This window comes from Brachybacterium nesterenkovii (assembly GCF_900163655.1).
GTDB classification, from domain to species: Bacteria; Actinomycetota; Actinomycetes; order Actinomycetales; family Dermabacteraceae; genus Brachybacterium; species Brachybacterium nesterenkovii.
Genome location: NZ_FWFG01000099.1, coordinates 1 through 22,434 on the forward strand (window position 1 = coordinate 1; position 22,434 = coordinate 22,434).

The 22,434-nt window shown below is 73.3% G+C and carries 18 protein-coding genes and 1 tRNA gene; 17 read left to right on the forward strand and 2 right to left on the reverse strand.

All coding sequences use genetic code 11. From position 1 onward, the window contains the following. The first annotated feature begins 91 nt into the window (after positions 1-91). The 14 genes from rpoZ (at position 92) to pyk (ending at position 16,666) form a co-directional block, all read left to right on the forward strand. Positions 92-457, forward strand: coding sequence for a DNA-directed RNA polymerase subunit omega (gene rpoZ, locus FM110_RS11075; RefSeq protein ID WP_087104821.1), 366 nt, complete (start codon positions 92-94; stop codon positions 455-457). 25 nt (positions 458-482) lie between these two features. Then, entirely contained in the window at positions 483-1,775 is a 1,293-nt protein-coding gene (coaBC, locus tag FM110_RS11080; protein WP_087104822.1) for a bifunctional phosphopantothenoylcysteine decarboxylase/phosphopantothenate--cysteine ligase CoaBC, read from the forward strand. Then, positions 1,772-2,998 carry a methionine adenosyltransferase gene (gene metK / locus FM110_RS11085; protein ID WP_087104823.1) on the forward strand — a complete coding sequence of 409 codons (1,227 nt, stop codon included), beginning with the start codon at positions 1,772-1,774 and terminating at the stop codon, positions 2,996-2,998. Before coaBC ends, metK begins: the two co-directional genes overlap by 4 nt. Beyond that, entirely contained in the window at positions 2,995-3,405 is a 411-nt protein-coding gene (hisI, locus tag FM110_RS11090) for a phosphoribosyl-AMP cyclohydrolase (RefSeq protein ID WP_087104824.1), read from the forward strand. Before metK ends, hisI begins: the two co-directional genes overlap by 4 nt. After that, positions 3,402-4,115 (forward strand): Trp biosynthesis-associated membrane protein, encoded by a 714-nt coding sequence (locus FM110_RS11095; protein ID WP_159458062.1) that lies wholly within the window; start codon positions 3,402-3,404, stop codon positions 4,113-4,115. The genes hisI and FM110_RS11095 overlap by 4 nt, the downstream gene beginning before the upstream one ends. A 61-nt stretch (positions 4,116-4,176) precedes the next feature. Beyond that, positions 4,177-4,422: an HGxxPAAW family protein gene (locus FM110_RS14155; RefSeq protein WP_159458063.1), complete on the forward strand. Its 246-nt coding sequence runs from the start codon at positions 4,177-4,179 to the stop codon at positions 4,420-4,422. Continuing rightward, positions 4,419-4,895, forward strand: a complete 477-nt coding sequence (locus FM110_RS14660) for a DUF2752 domain-containing protein (protein ID WP_159458064.1) — start codon at positions 4,419-4,421, stop codon at positions 4,893-4,895. The genes FM110_RS14155 and FM110_RS14660 overlap by 4 nt, the downstream gene beginning before the upstream one ends. Before the next feature lie 56 nt (positions 4,896-4,951). Further along, positions 4,952-5,788: an indole-3-glycerol phosphate synthase TrpC gene (gene trpC, locus FM110_RS11105; protein WP_087104827.1), complete on the forward strand. Its 837-nt coding sequence runs from the start codon at positions 4,952-4,954 to the stop codon at positions 5,786-5,788. Then, the gene (gene trpB / locus FM110_RS11110) at positions 5,785-7,170 is read left to right on the forward strand and encodes a tryptophan synthase subunit beta (RefSeq protein ID WP_087104828.1); all 1,386 of its coding nucleotides are present in this window, start codon (positions 5,785-5,787) and stop codon (positions 7,168-7,170) included. Before trpC ends, trpB begins: the two co-directional genes overlap by 4 nt. Then, positions 7,167-7,988: a tryptophan synthase subunit alpha gene (gene trpA, locus FM110_RS11115; RefSeq protein WP_087104829.1), complete on the forward strand. Its 822-nt coding sequence runs from the start codon at positions 7,167-7,169 to the stop codon at positions 7,986-7,988. Before trpB ends, trpA begins: the two co-directional genes overlap by 4 nt. Beyond that, positions 7,985-8,863 (forward strand): prolipoprotein diacylglyceryl transferase, encoded by an 879-nt coding sequence (lgt, locus tag FM110_RS11120; protein WP_087104830.1) that lies wholly within the window; start codon positions 7,985-7,987, stop codon positions 8,861-8,863. Before trpA ends, lgt begins: the two co-directional genes overlap by 4 nt. Before the next feature lie 176 nt (positions 8,864-9,039). After that, positions 9,040-13,599 (forward strand): glutamate synthase large subunit, encoded by a 4,560-nt coding sequence (gene gltB / locus FM110_RS11125; RefSeq protein ID WP_087104831.1) that lies wholly within the window; start codon positions 9,040-9,042, stop codon positions 13,597-13,599. Continuing rightward, the gene (locus tag FM110_RS11130) at positions 13,592-15,070 is read left to right on the forward strand and encodes a glutamate synthase subunit beta (protein WP_087104832.1); all 1,479 of its coding nucleotides are present in this window, start codon (positions 13,592-13,594) and stop codon (positions 15,068-15,070) included. Before gltB ends, FM110_RS11130 begins: the two co-directional genes overlap by 8 nt. Positions 15,071-15,196: 126 nt before the next feature. Then, the gene (pyk, locus tag FM110_RS11135; RefSeq protein WP_087104903.1) at positions 15,197-16,666 is read left to right on the forward strand and encodes a pyruvate kinase; all 1,470 of its coding nucleotides are present in this window, start codon (positions 15,197-15,199) and stop codon (positions 16,664-16,666) included. A 130-nt stretch (positions 16,667-16,796) separates the two neighbouring features. Here pyk and FM110_RS11140 read toward each other — a convergent pair. Then, a tRNA-Leu gene (locus FM110_RS11140) sits at positions 16,797-16,878 on the reverse strand. A gap of 120 nt (positions 16,879-16,998) precedes the next feature. Here FM110_RS11140 and FM110_RS11145 point away from each other — a divergent pair. Both FM110_RS11145 and FM110_RS11150 read left to right on the forward strand, forming a co-directional pair. Further along, entirely contained in the window at positions 16,999-17,637 is a 639-nt protein-coding gene (locus tag FM110_RS11145; protein ID WP_234992383.1) for an ANTAR domain-containing response regulator, read from the forward strand. A 32-nt stretch (positions 17,638-17,669) separates the two neighbouring features. Further along, positions 17,670-18,983 (forward strand): ABC transporter substrate-binding protein, encoded by a 1,314-nt coding sequence (locus FM110_RS11150; RefSeq protein ID WP_087104834.1) that lies wholly within the window; start codon positions 17,670-17,672, stop codon positions 18,981-18,983. An 86-nt stretch (positions 18,984-19,069) separates the two neighbouring features. Here FM110_RS11150 and FM110_RS11155 read toward each other — a convergent pair whose 3' ends face one another. Further along, positions 19,070-19,543, reverse strand: a complete 474-nt coding sequence (locus FM110_RS11155) for a PaaI family thioesterase (RefSeq protein ID WP_087104835.1) — start codon at positions 19,541-19,543, stop codon at positions 19,070-19,072. Between the two features lie 105 nt (positions 19,544-19,648). On the opposite strand from FM110_RS11155, the gene polA reads away from it, so the two are divergent. Next, positions 19,649-22,372 (forward strand): DNA polymerase I, encoded by a 2,724-nt coding sequence (gene polA / locus FM110_RS11160; RefSeq protein ID WP_234992323.1) that lies wholly within the window; start codon positions 19,649-19,651, stop codon positions 22,370-22,372. Positions 22,373-22,434 lie beyond the last annotated feature (62 nt).

Below are 22,434 nucleotides of genomic sequence, written 5' to 3' on the forward strand. Positions count from 1 at the left end.
GTGCGACTGTTCAGGATACGCCCCTCGTGCCCCGCGCCCGCGGGGCGTATCCTGAACAGTCGCACGCCACCGTCTACCGGAAGGGACACCCGTGTCCGGAACCGTCGCCCAGCCCGAGGGCATCACGAACCCGCCGATCGACGATCTCCTCGAGACCGTCGACTCGAAGTACGCCCTCGTCCTGTACGCGGCCAAGCGCGCGCGTCAGATCAACGCCTACTACGCCCAGCTCCAGGGCGACGGCCTGCTCGAGCACATCGGCCCCCTCGTGGACGTCGACAACCAGGAGAAGGCCCTGTCGATCGCGCTGCGCGAGATCGACGCCCGCCTGCTCGAGGCCCGCGAGATCACCGAGGAGGAGGCCGCCGCCCCCGCCGAGGAGACCGGCCCCGCGCCGCTCCAGCTCGGTGACGACGCCCCCGCGGTGGACGTCCCGCTGACGGACTTCACCTTCTGAGGCCTCCGGGCTCTCCGACACCGTCATGAGCGACGCCGCGGCGCCCCTGCAGGGAGCTCGAGTCCTCGTCGGCATCGGCGGCGGCATCGCCGCGTACAAGGCCGCGCACATCGTGCGCGGCCTCGTCGCGTCCGGGGCCGAGGTGCGCGTGGTGCCGACTCCAGCCTCCCTCGAGTTCGTCGGGCGGGCCACCTGGGAGGCGCTGAGCCACCACCGGGTCCTCACCAGCGTGTTCGAGGACGTCGACGAGGTCGCCCACGTGCGGCACGGCCAGGAGGCCGATCTCCTCGTCATCGTCCCCGCCACCGCCGATCTCCTGGCCCGCCTCCGCATGGGCCGCGCCGACGACATGCTGACGGCGAGCGCGCTCATGGCACGCTGCCCGGTGGTCATCGCCCCGGCGATGCACACCGAGATGTGGCAGCACCCCGCCACCGTCGAGAACGTCGCCGCGCTGCGCGACCGCGGGATCACCGTCCTGGAGCCCGCGAGCGGCCGCCTCACCGGACCCGATTCCGGACCCGGCCGCCTGCCCGAGCCCGCGGCGATCCTCGACGCCGCCCGGGCGGCGCTCACCGCCCCCCGCGTCGAGGACGGCGCTGTGCTGCGCGACCTCGTCGGCCGTCGCGTCGTCGTCACCGCCGGCGGCACGCGCGAGGCGATCGACCCCGTGCGCTTCCTCGCCAACCGCTCCTCCGGACGCCAGGGGGTCGCCCTCGCGCATGCGGCCGCCGCGCGCGGTGCGGACGTCACGCTGATCGCGGCGAACGTGGACCTCGAGACGCCGCCCGGGGCCCGCCGCATCGACGTCGAGTCGGCCGCCCAGCTCGCCGCCGCCGTGCACGAGGCCGCCGCCGCGGCCCCCGACCTGCTGATCATGGCCGCCGCGGTCGCCGACTTCACGCCCGCCTCGCGCGCCGAGGCCAAGATCAAGAAGAGCGGCGACGACGGCGCGCCCGCGCTCGAGCTCGTCCGCACGCAGGACATCCTGCGGACCCTCGTCTCCGACCGCACCGCCCTGCGCGACGCGGACCCGGGCGCCGGGACGGGCCTGATCGTGGGCTTCGCCGCCGAGACGGGCGACGCCTCCACGAGCCCCCTCGAGCACGCCCGCGCCAAAGCGCGCTCCAAGGGCGCCGACCTGCTCGTGCTCAACGACGTGAGCACCGGGGTGTTCGGCGCCGCCGACAACGCCGTGCGGATCCTCGACGCGGCGGGGGAGATCGTCGCCGAGGCCGCGGGGGACAAGACCGTGGTCTCCCACACGGTGCTCGATGAGGTCGTGCGCAGGCTCGCCCCCGTACCCTGGGACGCATGAGCTCTTCTGCCGCGCTGCGCCTGTTTACCTCGGAGTCCGTCACCGAAGGGCACCCCGACAAGATCTGCGATCAGATCTCGGACGCGATCCTCGACGACATGCTGCGCCAGGACCCCGGCGCGCGCGTGGCCGTCGAGACGATGGTGACCACCGGGCTCGTCCACGTCGCGGGGGAGGTGCGGACCTCCGGCTACAGCGACGTCGCGCGGATCGTGCGCGACACCATCCGCGAGATCGGCTACGACTCCTCCGCCAAGGGCTTCGACGCGGACTCGTGCGGCATCGAGGTGTCGATCGGCAGCCAGAGCGCCGACATCGCCCTGGGCGTCGACTCCTCGTCCGAGCACCGCGCCGCGGGGACCGGTCGCTCCGGGACCGACGCGCTGTACGACCGGCTCGGCGCCGGCGACCAGGGGCTCATGTTCGGCTACGCGTGCACGGACACCCCCGAGCTGATGCCCCTGCCCATCCACGCCGCGCACCGCCTCTCGGCGCACCTCTCGCGCGCGCGGCGCGACGGCGTCCTGCCCTACCTGCGTCCCGACGGCAAGACCCAGGTGACCATCGGCTACGACGACGACGGCGTGGCCCGCAGCGTCGACACGATCGTCGTCTCCTCCCAGCACGCCGAGGAGGTCGATATCGCCGCCCAGCTCACCCCCGGGATCGAGCAGGTCGTCGTCGCCCCCGTCCTCGAGGACCTGGGCGCGATGGGGCTCGACGTCTCCGATGTGACCGTCCACGTGAACCCCACGGGGCGCTTCGTGATCGGCGGCCCCAAGGGGGACGCCGGGCTGACCGGGCGCAAGATCATCGTCGACACCTACGGCGGCATGGCCCGCCACGGAGGCGGCGCCTTCAGCGGCAAGGATCCGTCCAAGGTGGACCGCTCGGGCGCTTACGCGATGCGCTGGGTCGCCAAGAACGTCGTGGCCGCCGGGCTCGCCGAGCGCTGCGAGGTGCAGGTGGCCTACGCGATCGGGCGCGCCGAGCCCGTGGGCCTGTACGTCGAGACCTTCGGCACCGGCACCCGGCCCGATCACGAGCTGATCGCGGCCATCACGAAGGTGTTCGACCTGCGGCCCGCCGCGATCATCGACCAGCTCGACCTGCTGCGGCCGATCTACGGGCAGACCGCCGTGCACGGCCACTTCGGACGCGAGCTACCCGACTTCACCTGGGAGCGCACCGACCGCGCCGACGAGCTCGGGCGGGCGCTGTGACCGGAGCGGGGGCGCCCGGAGCGGGCACGGCGGGCACGACCGCCCTCGACCCCGTGATCGCCGCGCGCCTCAAGCACGACGCGCAGGGCCTCGTCGCCGCGATCATCCAGGACGACGAGACCGACGCCGTGCTGATGCTCGGCTGGATGGACGACGAAGCGCTGCGCCGCACCCTCACCACCGGCCGCGTGACCTTCTGGTCCCGGTCGCGCTCCGAGCTGTGGCGCAAGGGGGACACGAGCGGGCACGTCCAGCACGTGCGCTCGGTCGCGCTCGACTGCGACGGGGACGCCCTGCTGGTGCGCGTGGAGCAGATCGGCGCCGCCTGCCACCGCGGCACCCGCACCTGCTTCGACGGCGGCGAGCTCCCGACCGCGACCGGGATCCCGGAGGAGCCGCGCCCGTGAGCGGCGCCGTCGACGCCGCGCCGGGGGAGGACGCGGCGAGAGGACCGGGGGAGCGCGGCGCTCGGTCCCGGCCCCGCCTCACCCGGCGCTCCGCCGTGCTCGCCGGTCTCGTGCTCGCGGGTGCCCTGCTGCTCCTCACACGGGCGCCGTGGATGCACGCCCGGGTCTCCGACCTCGTGGGCGGGACGACGGCCGTCGACGTCAGCGGAGCCGAGGCCGCCCCCCTGGTCGTCGCCGCGGCGCTCGTGGCGCTCGCGGCCTCCGCGGTCGTCGCGATCTCCTCGCGGGCCGTGCGCTTCGTCAGCGGCCCGCTGCTGGTGGCGGCCGGGATCGCCGCGGCGCTCGGTGCGCTCGCGGTGCGGACGGATCCCGAGGGCCATGCCCGCAGCGCGATCGCCGAGGCCACCGGGGTCTCGGGCGCCGAGGCCGAGCTGAGCGGGACGCTGTGGCCGCTGCTCGCGCTGCTGCCCTGCGCGGGGCTGGCGCTGCTCGGTGCGATGGTGCTGGTCGCCGGACGCACCTGGGTCGGGAGCACCCGCTACGCGCGGGAGGGGACGGCGCCCGCGGGCGGTGCGTCCGCCGTGCAGGGCTCCGTCGCGGACGAGGGAGCCGTGGCGACGGCGCCCGTGCCGCCGGCGTCCGAGGACCCCGCGGCCCTGTGGGACGCGCTGTCGCGCGGAGAGGATCCGACCGCCGGTCCTCGCCGCTGAGCGCCGCGCCCACGTGGCACAATGGCACCGTTCTTCCTCGTCCCGCCCCCGGAGAGTCCCGATGCCCAAGACGTACACCGTTCCGCCCGCCCCGCCGAGCAACCACGGCCAGACCGTCGCCGCCTGGGTGATGACCGTCGGCGTGGTCATCGGCTCGATCGTCGCGGCGATCGGTCTCGTCCTCATGCACACGATGCTGATGATCGTGGGCGGTGCCGCCATCGTCGCGACCATCCTGCTCAGCGTCGTCCTGCGCGCGCTCGGCATGGGGCAGAAGCGTCGCGACCGGGAGGCCGTCGCGCAGTGACCCCTCCGGTCGCCGCCCCCGTCGTCTCCCCGGCTCCCGTCCGCGCGGAGACCGGGCGCCTGCGCCGGATCGCCGCGCCGGCGGGGCTCGCCGCGCTCGCGATCACGGGCGTCGGCGTCGCCCAGCTGGTGTTCGACCCCTTCACCGATAACGTGCCGCTGTGCCTGCTGCACGCCCTCACCGGCCTGCAGTGCCCCGGCTGCGGGATGACCCGCGCCGTCCACGCGCTCCTGGCCGGGGACGTCGCCCTGGCCCTGCGCTGCAACGTGCTGCTCGTCGCCCTGGTGCCCTTCGCGGCGCTCGCGTGGGGCCGCTGGTTCGCGCGGCGATGGCGCGCCGTGCCCCGCGCCGACGAGCGCAACTGGCTGCCCAGCCCGCTCGTCCTGGCGCTGTGCGTCGGCCTCGTCGTGCTGTTCGGGATCCTGCGCAACCTCCCCGCGCTCTGGTTCCTGGCCCCGCCGCCGGTCGTCTGAGCACCCGGGCCGTCCCGGGCCCGCCGCCGACCCATCACCCCCTCAGGAGAAGCACTGTGACGCCCACCGGCACCGTCCTCGACGACATCATCGCCGGGGTCCGGGAGGACCTCGCCGAGCGCCGCCGCACCATCGCCGACGCCGAGGTCGCGCGCGCCGCCGCCGCGGCGCCTCCCGCCCTCGACGCCCGCGCCTCGCTGCGGGGCGACGGGACGCGCATCGGCCTCATCGCCGAGGTCAAGCGCGCGAGCCCCTCGAAGGGCCGCCTGGGGGAGATCCCCGACCCCGCCGCCTTGGCCGCCGTCTACGCCGATGCCGGGGCCGGCGCGATCAGCGTCCTGACCGAGCGGCGCCGCTTCCACGGCTCCCTGGCCGATCTCGACGCCGTGCGCGCCCGCGTGGACGTCCCCGTGCTGCGCAAGGACTTCGTGGTCGAGGAGCACCAGGTGCTCGAGGCCCGGGCCCACGGCGCCGACCTCGTCCTGCTCATCGTCGCCGCGCTCGACGACGCGCAGCTGCGCGACCTGCACGATGCCGTCGTCGGCCTCGGCATGCAGGCCCTCGTCGAGACCCACGCCGCCGAGGAGATCGAGCGGGCGCTGGCGCTGGACGCTGGGATCATCGGCGTCAACGCGCGCGACCTGCGCACCCTCGACGTCGATCTCGAGCGCGCCGCGGCCCTGCTGCCGCGGATCCCCTTCGACCGGCTCGCCGTCGCGGAGTCCGCGGTCGCCTCCGTCGAGGACGTCCGCCGCTACGCCGCGGCGGGGGCCGATGCCGTGCTGGTCGGCGAGGCCCTCGTGACCGGCGCCGACCCCGCGGCCTCCGTCGCCGCCTTCACCGCCGTCCCGCGCCGCGGCCGGCCCGCCCCCGCGACAGGAGAGACCCGATGAGCGATCCCGGATCCACGATCCCCGCCGGGGCGAGCCCCGAGCGGCCGTCGAGCCCCGGCGGCCAGCCCAGCTCCGCGCGCCTGCGCGACGCGAGCGGACCCTACTTCGGGGAGTTCGGCGGGCAGTTCCTCCCCGAGGCGCTGATCCCCGCCCTGCAAGAGGTCTCCGAGATCTACGCGAAGGCCGCCGTGGACCCCGAGTTCACCGAGGAGATCGAGCGCCTGGCCCGCGAGTACTCCGGCCGCCCGTCCCTGCTGTCCGAGGTCCCGCGCTTCTCCCGCCTCGCCGGCGGCGCCCGGATCCTGCTCAAGCGCGAGGACCTGAACCACACCGGAAGCCACAAGATCAACAACGTGCTGGGCCAGGCGCTGCTGACGGTCCGGATGGGCAAGAAGCGCGTGATCGCCGAGACGGGCGCCGGTCAGCACGGCGTGGCGACCGCCACCGCCGCCGCGCTGCTGGGCCTGGACTGCACGATCTACATGGGGGAGGAGGACACGCGCCGCCAGGCCCTCAACGTCGCCCGCATGCGCCTGCTGGGCGCCGAGGTCGTCCCCGTCACCCATGGCTCGCGGACCCTCAAGGACGCCATCAACGAGGCGTTCCGCGACTGGGTCACCAACGTCGAGACCTCCAACTACATCTTCGGCACCGCCGCCGGACCCCACCCGTTCCCCACCCTCGTGCGCGACTTCCAGGCCGTCATCGGGGAGGAGGCCCGCGCCCAGACCCTCGAGCGCATCGGCCGCCTGCCCGACGCCGTCGTCGCCTGCGTCGGCGGCGGGTCCAACGCGATCGGCATGTTCCACGCCTTCCTCGACGACCCGGACGTGCGGATCCTCGGCTGCGAGGCCGCCGGCGACGGCATGGACACCGAGCGCCACGCCGCGACGATCTCGAAGGGCACGCCCGGGGTGCTGCACGGGGCCCGCAGCTACCTGCTGCAGGACGCCGACGGGCAGACGATCGAGTCCCATTCGATCTCCGCCGGCCTCGACTACCCGGGCGTCGGCCCCGAGCACTCGTGGCTCGCGAGCATCGGCCGCGCCGAGTACCGCGGCATCTCCGACACCGAGGCGATGGACGCCTTCGCGCTGCTGTCGATGACCGAGGGCATCACGCCCGCGATCGAGTCCTCCCACGCCCTGGCCGGGGCCCTCGCCCTCGGCCGGGAGCTCGGCGAGGGCGCCGTGATCGTCGTGTGCCTCTCCGGGCGCGGGGACAAGGACGTGCACACTGCCTCCGACTGGTTCGGACTGCTCGGGGAGGACGGTGCCGAGACGGGGGAGGGCGCGGCGCGCGGCGACCTCGCGGCGCTGCGCGCCCTGGCCCGCACGACGCTCGAGGACCGGGCGACCGCCACGACGGAGGAGACAGCATGAGCGCGCGACGACGAGCCGCCGACGTCCTGGAGGACTGCCGCGCCCAGGGGCGCGCCGCCCTCATCGGCTACCTCCCCGTCGGGTTCCCGACGCTCGAGGGCTCGATCGCGGCCGCCGAGACCCTCATCGACCACGGCGCCGACATGATCGAGCTGGGCCTGCCCTACTCGGACCCCGTCATGGACGGCCCCGTGATCCAGGCCTCCGCGACGGCGGCCCTGGCCGGCGGCACCCGCAACCGCGACGTGATCACCGCGGTCGAGCGCCTGGCCGGTCGCGGCGCCGCGATCCTCGTCATGTCGTACTGGAACCCGATCCTCGCCTACGGCACGGACGCGTTCGCCCGCGACCTCGCCGCCGCGGGCGGTGCCGGGCTCATCACGCCGGATCTCGTGCCCGACGAGGCCGCGGACTGGATCGCGGCCTCGGACGAGCACGGCGTGGACCGCATCTTCCTCGTGGCGCCGAGCTCGCCGCGCGATCGCCTCGAGCACGTGGCCGCCGCGAGCACGGGCTTCGTCTACGCCGCCAGCACGATGGGCGTCACCGGCACCCGCACCTCGGTGAGCTCCGCGGCCGAGGGCCTCGTGGCTCGGACCCGCGAGGCCGGGGCCCCGTACGTCTGCGTCGGCCTCGGCGTCTCCACCGGCGCGCAGGCCGCCGAGGTCGCCGGCTATGCGGACGGCGTCATCGTGGGCTCCGCCTTCGTGCGGGCGCTGGCCGGCGCGGAGGACCCGGCCGCGGCGCGCGGGGCGCTCGCGGCCGTGGCCCAGGAGCTGCGCGGCGGCATCGACAGCGACAGGAGCCCGCGCCCGTGATCTCCGCCGTCATCCCGAGCCCGCCCGTCTCCGCGCTCCACCTGGGGCCGCTGACGATCCACTTCTACGCGATCTGCATCCTCACGGGCATTGGGATCGCGACGGCCTGGGCCACCCGGCGCTGGGTCCGGCGCGGAGGGAACGGGGACGACATCTTCGACGTCGTGTTCCTGGCGGTGATCCTCGGGATCATCGGCGCCCGCATCTACCACGTCACCGCCAATCCGGACGCCTACTGGGGACCCGGCGGCAGCCCGATCTCCGCGCTGTACATCTGGGAGGGCGGGCTCGGCATCTGGGGCGGCGTGATCGGCGGCGCGCTCGGCGCCTGGATCGTCGCGCGGCGTCGCGGGATCCCGTTCGCCGTCCTCGCGGACACCATCGCGCCGACGCTCATGGTCGCCCAGGCGATCGGCCGCCTGGGCAACTGGTTCAACCAGGAGCTCTACGGCGGGCCCACCGACCTGCCCTGGGGCCTGCACATCCCGTGCGTCACCAACGGCGTCGAGATCTCCGGCTGCGTGCCCGGCGTCTACCAGCCGACCTTCCTCTACGAGGGCCTGTGGAACCTGACGGGGTGCCTCGTGCTGCTCGCGCTCGAGCGCCGCTTCCGCCTCGGCGGCGGCCGGGTGTTCTGGCTGTACGTGGCGCTGTACACCCCGGGTCGCATGCTCATGGAGACGATGCGCACCGAGCCCGCCGAGATCGTGCTGGGGATGCGCGTGCACTTCTGGGTCGCGCTCGTGAGCTTCCTGCTCGCGATCGTCATGCTCGTGATCCTCAGCAGGCGGCGCGCCCGGCGGGGAGGGGAGGCCCATCGGGCCGACCTCGCCGACGGCGGCGTCGGCACTGAGCTGTCCGTCTCAGGAGACTGAATCGCGCTGACCTGCAACGTCTCTCATCGTGGACGCCAATATCCTGATGAGCGGACGTCGGGCGTACTGTGCACCTCGGTGCCACGCCCTGCACCTCACCCTCGATCCGACACGGTGTCCCGCGGTGGACCGGCGGCGTGCGCCCACCACGTCGTCCGGTCTTCAAGAGGGTGCCCATGATCCCGCTGTCCTCGCGGTTCTCCGCGATCCCCGCCGCGTCCGGCCTCTACCGCCCCGAGCACGAGAAGGACGCCTGCGGCGTGGCCATGGTCGCGACCATGCGCGGGCGCGCCGGCCACGACATCGTCGAGGCGGCCCTCACGGCGCTCGAGAACCTGGACCACCGCGGCGCCGTCGGCGCGGAGGAGTCGACCGGTGACGGCGCCGGGATCCTGACCCAGCTGCCCGATGCCTTCCTCCGCGCCGTCGCGCCGGCCGAGCTGCCGGTCGTCGGGGCGTACGCCGCGGGCATCGCGTTCCTCCCGCGCGAGGAGGCCGAGCGGATCGCGGCCGTCGCCGCGATCGAGACGATCGCGAGTGCCGAGGGCCTCGCGGTGCTCGGCTGGCGCGAGGTGCCCGTCGTCGACGGCCTGGTCGGGCCCTCGGCCCACGCCACGCAGCCGTTCTTCTCCCAGCTGTTCGTCGCCGACGCCGCGGCCGAGCGCACCGGGCTGGAGCTCGAGCGCGCCGCGTTCGCGCTGCGCCGCCGCGCCGAGCACCAGACCGGCGCGTACTTCCCGTCGCTGTCCACGCGCACGATGGTCTACAAGGGGATGCTCACGACCTCCCAGCTCGGGACGTTCTTCCCCGATCTGCGCGACGAGCGCTTCGCGTCGGCGCTCGCGGTCGTCCACTCCCGCTTCTCCACCAACACCTTCCCGGCGTGGCCTCTCGCCCATCCCTTCCGCACCCTCGCCCACAACGGCGAGATCAACACGGTGATCGGCAACGTCAACCGCATGCGCGCCGCCGAGGCGCGCCTGGCGAGCGACGCCTTCGGCGACGACCTCGCGCGCCTGCTGCCCGTGAACACGCCCGGCGCCTCCGACTCGGCGAGCCTCGACGAGGTGCTCGAGCTGCTGCACCTGGCGGGCCGCTCGCTCCCGCACGCGATCCGCATGCTCGTGCCCGAGCCGTGGGAGAACGATCCCGCGATGGACGAGGACCTGCGGGCCTTCTACCAGTACCACGCGATGCTCCAGGAGCCGTGGGACGGCCCGGCCGCCCTCGTGTTCTCCGACGGCACCCAGGTCGGCGCCGCGCTCGACCGCAACGGGCTGCGCCCCCTGCGCTACTGGATCGACGACGAGGGCCTCGTCGTGCTCGGATCCGAGGCGGGCCTGCTGCCGATCGCCCCCGAGCGCATCGTGCGCAAGGGCCGCGTCGCTCCCGGCGACATCTTCCTCGTCGACACGGCCGCGGGCCGCATCGTCGAGGACGCCGAGATCAAGGACGAGCTGAAGACGCTGCGCCCCTGGCGGCGCTGGATCGCCGAGCAGACGGTCGACCTCGCCGACCTGCCCGAGCGCGAGCACATCGCCCACTCCCGCGCCTCGGTGGTGCGGCGCCAGCAGACCTTCGGGTACACCGAGGAGGAGCTGCGCATCCTCATCGCCCCCATGGCAGCCAAGGGCGCCGAGCCGATCGGCGCGATGGGCACCGACACCCCGGTGGCCGTCCTCTCTGACCGTCCGCGCCTGCTGTTCGACTACTTCACCCAGATGTTCGCGCAGGTCACCAATCCGCCCCTGGACTCGATCCGCGAGGCGATGGTCACGAGCCTGTCGCTGTCCATCGGCCAGTCCCTGAACGTGCTGGATGCGACCCCCGAGCACGCCCGGCAGCTGCGGATCCCGTTCCCCGTGATCGACAACGACCAGCTCGCCCGCATCGCCAACGTCGCCGCGAACCCGCGGACCGCGGATCTGCACACGGTGCGCCTGCGCGGCCTGTATCCGGTGGCCGGGGGTGCGGACGCCCTCCGCACCCGCCTCGCGGAGATCTGCGACGAGGCCGTCGCCGCGATCGACGACGGCGCGACGTTCCTGGTGCTCTCCGACCGCGACTCGAACCCGACCCTCGCCCCGATCCCCTCGCTGCTGCTCACGAGCGCCGTCCAGCACCACCTGATCCGCACGGGACGGCGCACCCGGGCGGCCCTGCTGGTGGAGGCCGGAGACGTCCGCGAGGTCCACCACGTGGCCCTCCTCATCGGCTACGGCGCGAGCGCCGTCAACCCCTACCTGGCGATGGAGACCGCGGAGGAGCTCGTGGAGCGCGGCGTGGTCGGCGGCGTCGACGCGGCCACCGCCGTGGAGAACCTGCTCGTGAGCCTGGGCAAGGGCGTCCTGAAGATCATGTCCAAGATGGGCGTGTCCACCGTGTCCTCCTACCGCGGCTCGCAGCTCTTCGAGGCGGTGGGGCTCTCCCGCGCCCTCATCGACGAGTTCTTCCCCGGCACGACGAGCCAGATCGAGGGCGTAGACCTCGAGGTGATCGCCCGGGAGAACGCGGACCGCCACGCGGCCGCCTACCCGGTCGACGGGCGCGCCAACCCGCATCGGCGGCTCGCGGTGGGCGGCGAGTACCAGTGGCGCCGGGAGGGCGAGCCCCACCTGTTCGATCCCGAAACCGTCTTCCGCCTCCAGCACTCCACCCGCAGCCGGCAGTTCGACGAATTCCGCCGCTACACCGACCGCGTCGACGAGCAGTCCGAGCGCCTGTGCACCCTGCGCGGCCTGCTGCGGCTGCGCACGGGGGAGCAGCCGGCGGTGCCGATCGACGAGGTCGAGCCCGTCTCCAGCATCGTCACGCGCTTCATGACCGGCGCGATGAGCTACGGCTCGATCTCCCGCGAGGCCCACGAGACGCTCGCGATCGCGATGAACCGCCTGGGCGGCATGTCCAACAGCGGCGAGGGCGGCGAGGACCCCGAGCGCCTGCACGACCCCGAGCGCTCCAGCGCGATCAAGCAGATCGCCTCGGGCCGCTTCGGCGTGACGGCGGAGTACCTCGCTTTCGCCCGGGACATCCAGATCAAGATGGCCCAGGGCGCCAAGCCCGGGGAGGGCGGCCAGCTCCCGGGGCAAAAGGTCTACCCCTGGGTCGCGCGCACCCGGCACTCGACGCCCGGCATCGGCCTCATCTCTCCGCCGCCCCACCATGACATCTACTCGATCGAGGATCTGGCCCAGCTGATCCACGACGCCAAGTGCGCCAACCCCGCCGCGCGCATCCACGTCAAGCTCGTCTCCCGCTTCGGCGTGGGGACGGTGGCCGCGGGCGTGTCGAAGGCGCATGCCGATGTCGTGCTCGTCTCGGGCCATGACGGGGGCACGGGCGCGAGCCCGCTGAACTCCCTCAAGCACGCGGGCATCCCCTGGGAGCTCGGGCTCGCCGAGACCCAGCAGACCCTGCTGCTCAACGGCCTGCGCGACCGCATCCGGGTCCAGGTCGACGGGCAGCTGAAGACCGGGCGCGACGTCGTCATCGCGGCGCTCCTGGGGGCCGAGGAGTTCGGCTTCGCGACCGCGCCGCTCGTGGTCTCCGGTTGCATCATGATGCGCGTGTGCCACCTCGACACGTGCCCCGTGGGCGTGGCGACCCAGAATCCCGAGCTGCGCGAGCGCTACACCGGCACCCCCGAGTTCGTCGTCACCTTCTTCGAGTTCATCGCCGAGCAGGTCCGCGAGCACCTCGCCGCCCTGGGCCTGCGCTCCCTCGACGAGGCCGTCGGCCGGGTCGACCTGCTCGACGTCGACGAGGCGCGCAGGCGATGGAAGCAGGAGGGCCTCGACCTCGAGCCGATCCTCGCCCAGCCGGAGATCATGGCCGGCGACCACCCGCGCATGTCCCGCGCGCAGGACCACGGCCTCGAGCAGGCCGCGGACCAGGCCTGGATCCCGCAGGTGGAGATGGCCCTCGAGCGCGGCGAGAGCGTCGTGATCCGCGACCGCATCCGCAACGTGCAGCGGACCGTCGGGACGCTGCTGGGCCACGAGGTCACCCGCCGCCATCGCGGCGAGGGGCTGGCCGAGGACACGATCCGCCTCGAGCTCACCGGTGTGGCGGGACAGTCGCTCGGCGCCTTCCTCCCCGCGGGCGTCACGATCGAGCTCGTGGGCGATGCCAACGACTACGTGGGCAAGGGCCTGTCCGGCGGGATCATCGCGGTCGGCCACGGCAGCGGCACCGCCGCTTCCCGCGACTCGGCGACCATCGCGGGCAACACCTGCGGCTACGGCGCCACGAGCGGGCGGCTCCTGCTGGCCGGGCGCGCGGGGGAGCGCTTCGGCGTCCGCAACTCCGGTGCGACCCTCGTGGTCGAGGGCATCGGGGACCACGGCGCCGAGTACATGACCGGCGGCGCCGTGATCGTGCTGGGCCCGACCGGGCGCAACCTCGGCGCCGGCATGAGCGGGGGCACGCTGTTCGTCCTCGACCTGGACCGCGAGCGCCTGAACCCGGCCGATGCGGAGACCTTCGAGATCTCGCCGCTGACCGCCGAGCACCGCGACTTCGTGCTCGAGGCGGTGCGGGAGCACGCGCGGCGCACCGGCTCGGACAGCGCCCGCGAGCTGCTCGCGGACGAGGAGGACCTCGTCGCCCGCATCACCGAGATCGCCCCGCGGATGTTCCTGCGGGTGATGGCGATCCGCGAGGACGCGCTCGCGCGCGGCATTGACCCCGATTCCCACGAGGTGTGGAACACGATCCTGGAGGGCACCCATGGCTGATCCGCGCGGATTCCTGAAGCATCGCGAGCGCGAGCTCCCGCCCCGCCGCCCCGTCCCCGTCCGCCTCCTGGACTGGCGCGAGGTCTACGAGGTGCGCGAGAAGGGGAAGCTAGGCGTCGTCTCCCGCCAGGCCGGGCGCTGCATGGACTGCGGCATCCCGTTCTGCCACCAGGGCTGCCCGCTGGGCAACCTGATCCCGGAGTGGAACGAGCTCGTCTACCGCGAGGACTGGCGAGAGGCCTCCGAGCGGCTGCACGCGACCAACAACTTCCCCGAGTTCACCGGGCGCGCGTGCCCCGCCCCCTGCGAGTCCAGCTGCGTCCTGGGCATCAACCAGCCGCCCGTGACGATCAAGAACATCGAGGTGTCCATCGTCGAGCGCGCCTTCGACGAGGGCTGGCTCGCGCCCCAGGTGCCCGAGCGCCAGACCGGGTCGAGCGTCGCCGTGGTCGGCTCGGGACCCGCCGGGCTCGCGGCCGCCCAGCAGCTCACCCGCGCCGGGCACACGGTCGTGGTGCTCGAGCGCGACGACCGCATCGGCGGGCTGCTGCGCTACGGCATCCCCGAGTTCAAGCTCGAGAAGCGCCACCTGGAGCGGCGCCTGGAGCAGATGGAGGCCGAGGGCACGCGCTTCCGCACCGGCGTGCGCGTGCTGCCCGACCGCACCGCGCCGAGCGCGCCGGGGGAGATCACCCTGTCCGAGCTGCGCGGGCGCGTCGACGCCGTGGTGCTCGCGACGGGGGCGCCCGTCGCGCGCGACCTGCCCGTGCCCGGGCGCGAGGCCTCCGGCATCCATCCGGCGATGCGCTACCTCGCCCAGGCCAACCGCCGCGTCGAGGGGGACGAGATCCCGCCCGAGGAGCTCATCAGCGCCGAGGGCCTGGACGTCATCATCATCGGCGGCGGCGACACCGGCGCGGACTGCCTCGGGACCGCCCTGCGCCAGGGAGCCCGCTCCGTCACGACGCTCGCGATCGGCGTGCAGCCTCCCGAGGAGCGCGATGAGGCGCATCCGTGGCCCACGCACCCGATCCTGCTGGAGGTGGCCGGCTCCCACGAGGAGGGGGGCGAGCGCTCGTTCCTCGCCTCGACCACGGGCTTCGAGGTCGATGCCGACGGCGCCGTGGCGGGCATCCGCGTGGCCCGCACGCAGTTCGTCGACGGACGGCGCGTCCCGGAGCCCGGCACCGAGCGGGTGCTGCCCGCGCAGCTCGTGCTCATCGCGATGGGCTTCGCGGGGGCCGAGGAGACCGCGCCGCTGGACGCGCGCGGCACGATCGCCCACGCCGCGGACTGGTCCACGGACATCGACGGCGTGTTCGTCGCCGGGGACTGCGCCCGCGGCCAGTCCCTCATCGTGTGGGCCATCGCCGAGGGGCGCGCGGCGGCCGCCGCGGTGGACCGGCACCTGACGGGCACCACGATCCTGCCCTCGCCGGTGGTCCCGGGGACCTCGGCCATCACCGTCTGAACCGTTTAGCCCGCACCCGGGGCGCGGTCCCGATCGGCTCCGTCGATCGGGACCGGCGGACCCCTGGACCGCTCCTGCCATCGCGGTAGGCTTGCGTCAGACACCGATATCGATAGATGGATGGACATGCGCAAAGCCAAGATCGTCTGCACCCTCGGCCCGGCCACGAGCTCCTATGAGCAGATCCGGACCCTCATCGAGTCCGGGATGAACGTCGCCCGGATGAACCTGAGCCACGGCACCCATGACGACCACGAAGAGGTCTACAGCAACATCCGTCGGGCGGCCGAGGACCTCGGCCGCAGCGTGGGCGTGCTGGTCGACCTGCAGGGCCCCAAGATCCGCTTGGGCAACTTCGCCGACGGCCCCTATAAGCTCGAGGTCGGGGACGTCTTCACCATCACGACCGACGACATCGAGGGGACCCGCGAGCGCGTCTCCACGACCTTCAAGGGCCTCCCGGGCGACTGCCGCCCCGGCGACGTCCTCCTCATCGACGACGGCAAGGTGTCCGTGCGCGTGACCGAGGTCAGCGACACCGACGTGACCACCGTCGTGGAGGTCCCCGGTCCCGTCTCCAACCACAAGGGCATCAACCTCCCGGGCGTCGCGGTGTCCGTCCCCGCGATGAGCGAGAAGGACATCGACGACTTGCGCTGGGGCCTGCGCCTGGGCGCGGATCTCATCGCCCTCTCCTTCGTGCGCGACGCGCACGACATGGACGACGTGCTCAAGATCATGGACGAGGAGGGTGTGCGCCTCCCCGTCATCGCCAAGATCGAGAAGCCGCAGGCGGTCCGCGCCCTGCGCCAGATCGTCGGCGCCTTCGACGGCATCATGGTCGCCCGCGGCGACCTGGGCGTCGAGCTGCCCCTCGAGCAGGTCCCGATCGTCCAGAAGCGCGCGATCGAGCTGGCCCGCCGCAACGCCAAGCCCGTCATCGTCGCCACCCAGGTGCTCGAGTCGATGATCGAGAACCCGCGCCCGACCCGCGCCGAGGCCTCCGACTGCGCCAACGCGATCCTCGACGGCGCCGACGCGGTGATGCTCTCGGGCGAGACGAGCGTGGGCAAGTTCCCGTTCGAGGCCGTGCGCACGATGGCGCGCATCATCTCCACCACCGAGGAGCACGGCGCCGACCGCATCGCGAGCCTCGGCACCATCCCCCACACCCGCGGCGGGGCGATCACCCGCGCGGCCTGGGAGATCGGCGACCAGCTCTCGGCGCAGTACCTCGTGACGTTCACCGAGTCCGGCGACACCGCGCGCCGCCTCTCGCGCCTGCGCCCGACGATCCCCCTGCTCGCGATCACGCCGTACGCCCAGGTCGCCAACCAGCTCGCGCTGTCCTGGGGCATCGAGTCGCTGCTCGTGCCCATGCAGAAGGACACCGACGAGATGGTCCGCGTCGTCGACGAGCTCCTGCGCGAGAACAAGGGGCTGCAGCCCGGCGACCTCGTCGTCATCGCGGCCGGCTCGCCCCCCGGGGTCCACGGCTCGACCAATACGCTGCGCGTGCACCGCATCGGCGACCTCGACGGCGCCGAGTCGGCCCGCATCGAGGCCGACCGGATCGCGCAGGCCCAGGAGAACTGACGGCTCGAGAACTGACGGCTCGCGAGCTGACGGCTCGCGGTCGCGCCGCTACGGAGGCGCGACCGCGATGCGAGAGGGGCGCCCCCGCGGATCCATCCGCGGGGGCGCCCCTCTCGTCGTGCCCTGCCGGTGCCGGGTGCGGGACTCGAACCCGCACGCCCTGAGGACAGCGCATTTTGAGTGCGCCGCGTCTGCCATTCCGCCAACCCGGCCCTGTCCGGCGCGATGCCGGACGGCTGGACTAGGATAGCGGGTGCTGACCATTGCGAACGGGCTCCCGCACGCCCGGAGCGCACCCACCCGCAGGCTTCCGAGGTGCCATGACTGACGAGATGTTCGATACCGCCGCCGAGACCGACGAGCAGACGCCGGCGGCCGCGCCGGGGCGTCACCGCACGGCGGTGGTCGCCGAGGACGAGAGCCTCATCCGGATGGATATCGTCGAGACCCTCACGGATGCCGGCTTCGAGGTGCTCGCCGCCGTGGGCGACGGGCAGAGCGCCATCGAGAAGACCCGCGAGCTGCGCCCCGATGTCGTCATCCTCGACGTGAAGATGCCCCAGGTGGACGGCGTCACCGCGGCGGAGAAGATCGGCCAGGAGTCCCTCGCGCCCGTCGTCATGCTGACCGCCTTCTCCCAGACCGAGCTCGTCGAGCGCGCCCGCGACGCCGGGGCGATGGCGTACGTCGTCAAGCCCTTCACCCCCGCGGACCTGCTCCCCGCGGTGGAGATCGCGATGTCGCGCCACGCGCAGATCACGCAGCTCGAGCAGAAGATCGCCGACCTCGGCGACCGCTTCGAGACCCGCAAGCGCGTGGACCGCGCCAAGGGCCTGCTGCAGTCGAACATGGGGCTCACGGAGCCGGAGGCGTTCCGCTGGATCCAGAAGACGTCGATGGACCGCCGCCTGACCATGCGGGAGGTCGCCGACGCCGTCGTCGAGCAGCTCGGCTCCTCGGGCCAGGACTGACGGACGCTTCGCGGGGGCGGAGGGGGACGCAGATGACGGTCGCACGGCGCTCGATCCTGCGCTCGGCGGCCCTGCTGGGCGCCGCCGTCCCGCTCGCCTCCTGCACGACGGGACGGCGCGGGCGCGGCACCGACCCGACCGAGCCGTCCACGACCCCGGCGCCGGAGGATCCCGACGAGACGCTGGTCATCGGCTCGATCGGCGTCTCCAGCGGACTGTTCTCGACGTTCGAGAAGCACATCATGCTCGCGATCGGCGAGGCGCGCACGGACGTGAACATCGCCGGCGGCGTGTTCGGCCGCGACGTGACCCTGCTGGAGCGCGTGGTGGTCGACGCCCCGGGCGCGGACATCGCCCCCGCCATCGCCGCCCTGCGGGACCAGGGCGCGACGGCCATCATCACGAGCTGCAGCGACGACTCCCTGATCGCCGCGGTCCCGGCCTTCGTCGACGCCGGCATCGCCGTGGTGTCGGTGAACTCGACCGCGAGGGACCTGCGCGCCGACGAGGTCGAGACCGAGGGCATGCTCATGCGCATCTCGCCCACCGACGCCTGCCTCACCAAGGTCTTCTCGGACGCGGCCTGGAACGCGCAGCCGCCGCTGGCCGCGGGCACGCTGGCGTTCTTCGGGCGCGACACGATGGGCAGCGCGAGCCTGGCCGAGGAGCTGCGGCTGCGGCTCGAGCCCCAGGGCGGTCACCTCATCCGCACACTCTTCCCGGAGGGCGCCCCGGACGTCGGCGCTCCCGTCGACGCGCTCATGGCGGCGCCGCCCGCTCTCGTCGTGATCGACGCGGGCGACGAGACGCCCCAGATCGTCACCGCGATCGCCACGAAGAGCCTGGGCCCCGACGGGCGCCCGATGTTCGACATCCCCCTGCGCACCACCTACTACAACACCCGCTCCTGGGGCGAGCAGGTGCCCCCCGAGTCGCTCAAGCACGCCACCGGCTGCCGCCCGGGCATCCCGGCCCCCGATGAGCTCGTCAACACGATGCTCAACGTCGACACCTCGCTGGCGACCTCGGGCTTCGAGTTCGCCGGTGCCGCCTATGACGCCGTGGTGCTGATCGCGCTCGCGGCGCAGGCCGCGCGCTCCACCGAAGGGTCGCAGATCGCGGCCGCCCTGCCCTCGCTGCTGACCGACGGGGAGGAGGTCGCCGACCACGCCACGGGGCTGCGTCAGCTCGCGGCGGGCGCGCAGATCCGCTACGTGGGGCGCAGCGGGCCCATCGAGCTGGGCGACGACCAGGATCCCGTGACGATCGACCTCACCGACGTCCCGTACGACGACGCCGGGCAGATGGGCGCACCCAGCGATTCGACGATCGATCTGTCGAGCTGAGCGGACGGGCGAGCCGATCACCCGGCCGGACAGGGACGTCGGCCGTCGCGGCGCCGCGTCCTCGCGCTCCGTGCGGTGCCTCGGTGTCAGGAGTCCCGCGGCGGCAGCAGCATGGTCGAGACCGTCGAGCTGCACAGCAGGGCGCCGGTGTCGTCGGTGACCGCCACCGCGTAGGTGGCGACGGTCCGCCCCCGGTGCAGCGTCTCGCACGTCGCCGTGACGGTGCCCGCGCGCGCCGAGCGGTGGTGGACGGCCGACACGGTCGTGCCGACGGCCTGGGCGCGCTCCCCGTGGATCTCCCGTGCGTGCACGACGCCCGCGAAGGACGCGATCGACTCGGCCAGGGCGATTGAGGCGCCGCCGTGGAGGAGCCCCGCGGGCTGGGTGTTGCCCTCGACGGGCATCGTCATGACCCCGCCCGCGGCGGAGAGCTCGAGGACGCGCATGCCCATCCGCTCGCAGAGCGTCCCGCGCAGCAGCTCCTGGAAGGGGTGCGGCGGCGGGGCCGATGCCTCCGCCGGGCTGTCAGCGGGGGTCTCGGGATCAGGCGTCGAGGTCATGGGCCCACTGTCGCACAGCCTGGCGCGCGGAGCGGACGCGTCGCGCCGATGCCGGAGCCCGTCCGCGGCTCCTCGTCGGTCGGATGCCCGTGGGACACTGTCGCCATGACCGACGCCGCCGCCCCCAGCGTTCCCGGGCAGGACATGCGCCTGCTCCTCGTCGACGGCCACGCGATGGCCTTCCGCGCCTTCTTCGCCCTCCCGGCCGACTCCTTCACCGACGGCCGCGGCCAGTCCACCAACGCGGTGTACGGCTTCGCCCGCATGATGATCAACGTGGTGCAGTCGGAGCGGCCCACCCACGTGGCGGTCGCCTTCGACCTCCCCGGCGGCACCTTCCGCGACCGCATCTACGACCAGTACAAGGCGGGGCGCGACGAGACCCCCGAGCAGTTCCACGGGCAGATCGCCCTGATCCAGCAGGTGCTGGACGCGATGGGCATCACGTGGCTGACCGTCGAGGACTACGAGGCCGACGACATCATCGCGACCCTGGCGACCCGCACGGCCGCCGCGGGGGGCGAGGTGCTGATCGTCTCGAGCGACCGGGACGCGATCCAGCTGGTGGGGGAGTCCGTCACCCTCCTGCAGCCCGTCAAGGGGGTCACCGAGCTGCGACGCATGGATCCGGCGGCGGTCGAGGAGAAGTACCAGGTGGCACCGGAGCTGTATCCGGACCTCGCGGCTCTCGTCGGCGAGAGTGCCGACAACCTCCCGGGCGTGCCGGGCGTCGGGCCCAAGACCGCCGCGAAGTGGATCGCGGCCCACGGCGGGCTCGCGGGCATCCTCGCGCATGCCGACGAGATCACGGGCAAGGCCGGGCAGAGCCTGCGCGATCACGTGGCGGACGTCGAGCGCAACCGGCGGATGAACGAGGCCGTGCGCGATCTCGACCTGCCGACCGATCCGTCGCGCTATGCGCTGGGCCGGGGGGACCGCGCCGCCCTCGCGGGCGTGTTCGACGACCTCGCCTTCGGCCCGACGATCCGTCGCGACGTGCCCGATCTCCTCCTGGCCGACGATGCGGCCCAACAGGACGCCGCCGAGGAGCGCGCCGCGGAGGTCATGGCGGAGCTCGTGCGCCCGGACGCCGAGCGCCTGGCCACGCTGCTGTCCGATGAGCTCGCCGCCGGCGCCGCCCTCGAGGTCGAGGGGTCGTGGGAGCTCGGCGAGGGCGACGCCTCGGCGATCGCCCTGGCCACCGCCGACGTCATCGCGGTCGTCGACGTCGCGGAGCTCGACGATGCGGCGGAGCGGGCGCTGGCCGCCTGGCTCGCCGATCCCGCCGTGCCCAAGACGGCCTACGACACGAAGGCGAGCGCGCATCGGCTGCGTGCGAGGGGGCTGCAGGTCGCCGGCTGGGCCATGGACCTCGCGATCGCCGAGTTCCTGTGCCGCCCCGATCAGCGGCCCACCGACCTGCCCGGCCTGGCGCTGCGCCACCTGCAGGAGGATCTCGCGTCCTCGACGGCCGCCGCGCAGCAGTCCCTGGACCTCGAGGGCACCCAGGACGACGCCCGCGCCGAGCAGCTGGGCCGGCGCGCCGATGCCGTGCGCCGCCTCGAGCCGCTGCTGCGGGCCGACCTCGTCTCCCACGCGGTCGAGCCGCTCCTGGACGATCTCGAGCTGCCGCTGGCCGATGTGCTGGGACGCATGGAGGCCGTCGGCGTCGCCGTGGACGACGGCGTCCTGGCGGACCTCGACGAGCAGCACGCGCGCCAGCAGGAGGCCGTCGCGCAGTCCGCCTTCTCGCACATCGGCGGCGATCCGATCAACCTCGGCTCCCCGAAGCAGCTCCAGGAGGTGCTCTTCGAGCGCCTGGGGATGCCCAAGACGCGTCGCACCAAGACCGGCTACACGACCAACGCGGAGGCCCTCGAGGACCTCTTCGCGCAGACCGGGCACCCGTTCCTCGCGGACCTCCTGGCCCACCGGGACGTCACGAAGATGCGCCAGATCATCGAGACGCTGCGCCGTTCGATCTCGCCCGCCGGGCGCATCCACACCTCCTTCCAGCAGAACGTGGCGGCGACCGGACGGCTCTCGTCGATCGGCCCGAACCTGCAGAACATCCCGGCCCGGACGGAGGAGGGGCGCCGCATCCGCTCCGCGTTCCACGCCTCCGCGGGCTTCGAGACGCTGCTCACGGCCGACTACTCGCAGATCGAGATGCGGATCATGGCCCATCTCTCCGGGGACGAGGGCCTCATCGAGGCCTTCCGCTCGGGGGAGGACCTGCACCGCTACGTCGCCTCCCGCGTGTTCGACGTGGCCCCCGAGGACGTGGACCCCGCGATGCGCTCCAAGACCAAGGCCGTGAGCTACGGCCTCGCCTACGGCCTGTCCGCCTTCGGGCTGGCGCGCCAGCTCCACATCTCCCAGAAGGAGGCCACCGCGCTGCGGGACGGCTATTTCGAGCGCTTCGGCGGAGTGCGCGACTACCTGCGCGCGAGCGTCGAGACCGCCCGCGAGACCGGGTACACCGAGACGATCCTCGGCCGGCGCCGCTACCTGCCCGACCTCACGAGCGACAACCGGCAGCGCCGCGAGAACGCCGAGCGCGTGGCGCTGAACTCCCCGATCCAGGGCAGCGCCGCGGACATCATCAAGCTCGCGATGCTGCGCGTCGACGCCGCGCTGCGGGAGGCCTCTCTCGCCTCCCGGGTGCTGCTGCAGGTGCACGACGAGCTCGTGGTCGAGATCGCCCCGGGGGAGCGGGAGGCCGTGACCTCTCTCATCGTCGAGGGGATGGGCTCGGCCTACGAGCTCTCGGTCCCGCTCGAGGTGGGCGTCGGGACGGGCCGCACCTGGCTCGACGCCGCGCACTGAGGTCGCGCGCCCCTCGCCACGCCTCCGTGGGCCTGGTACGCTTGAGCGCGACTGTGCACCCG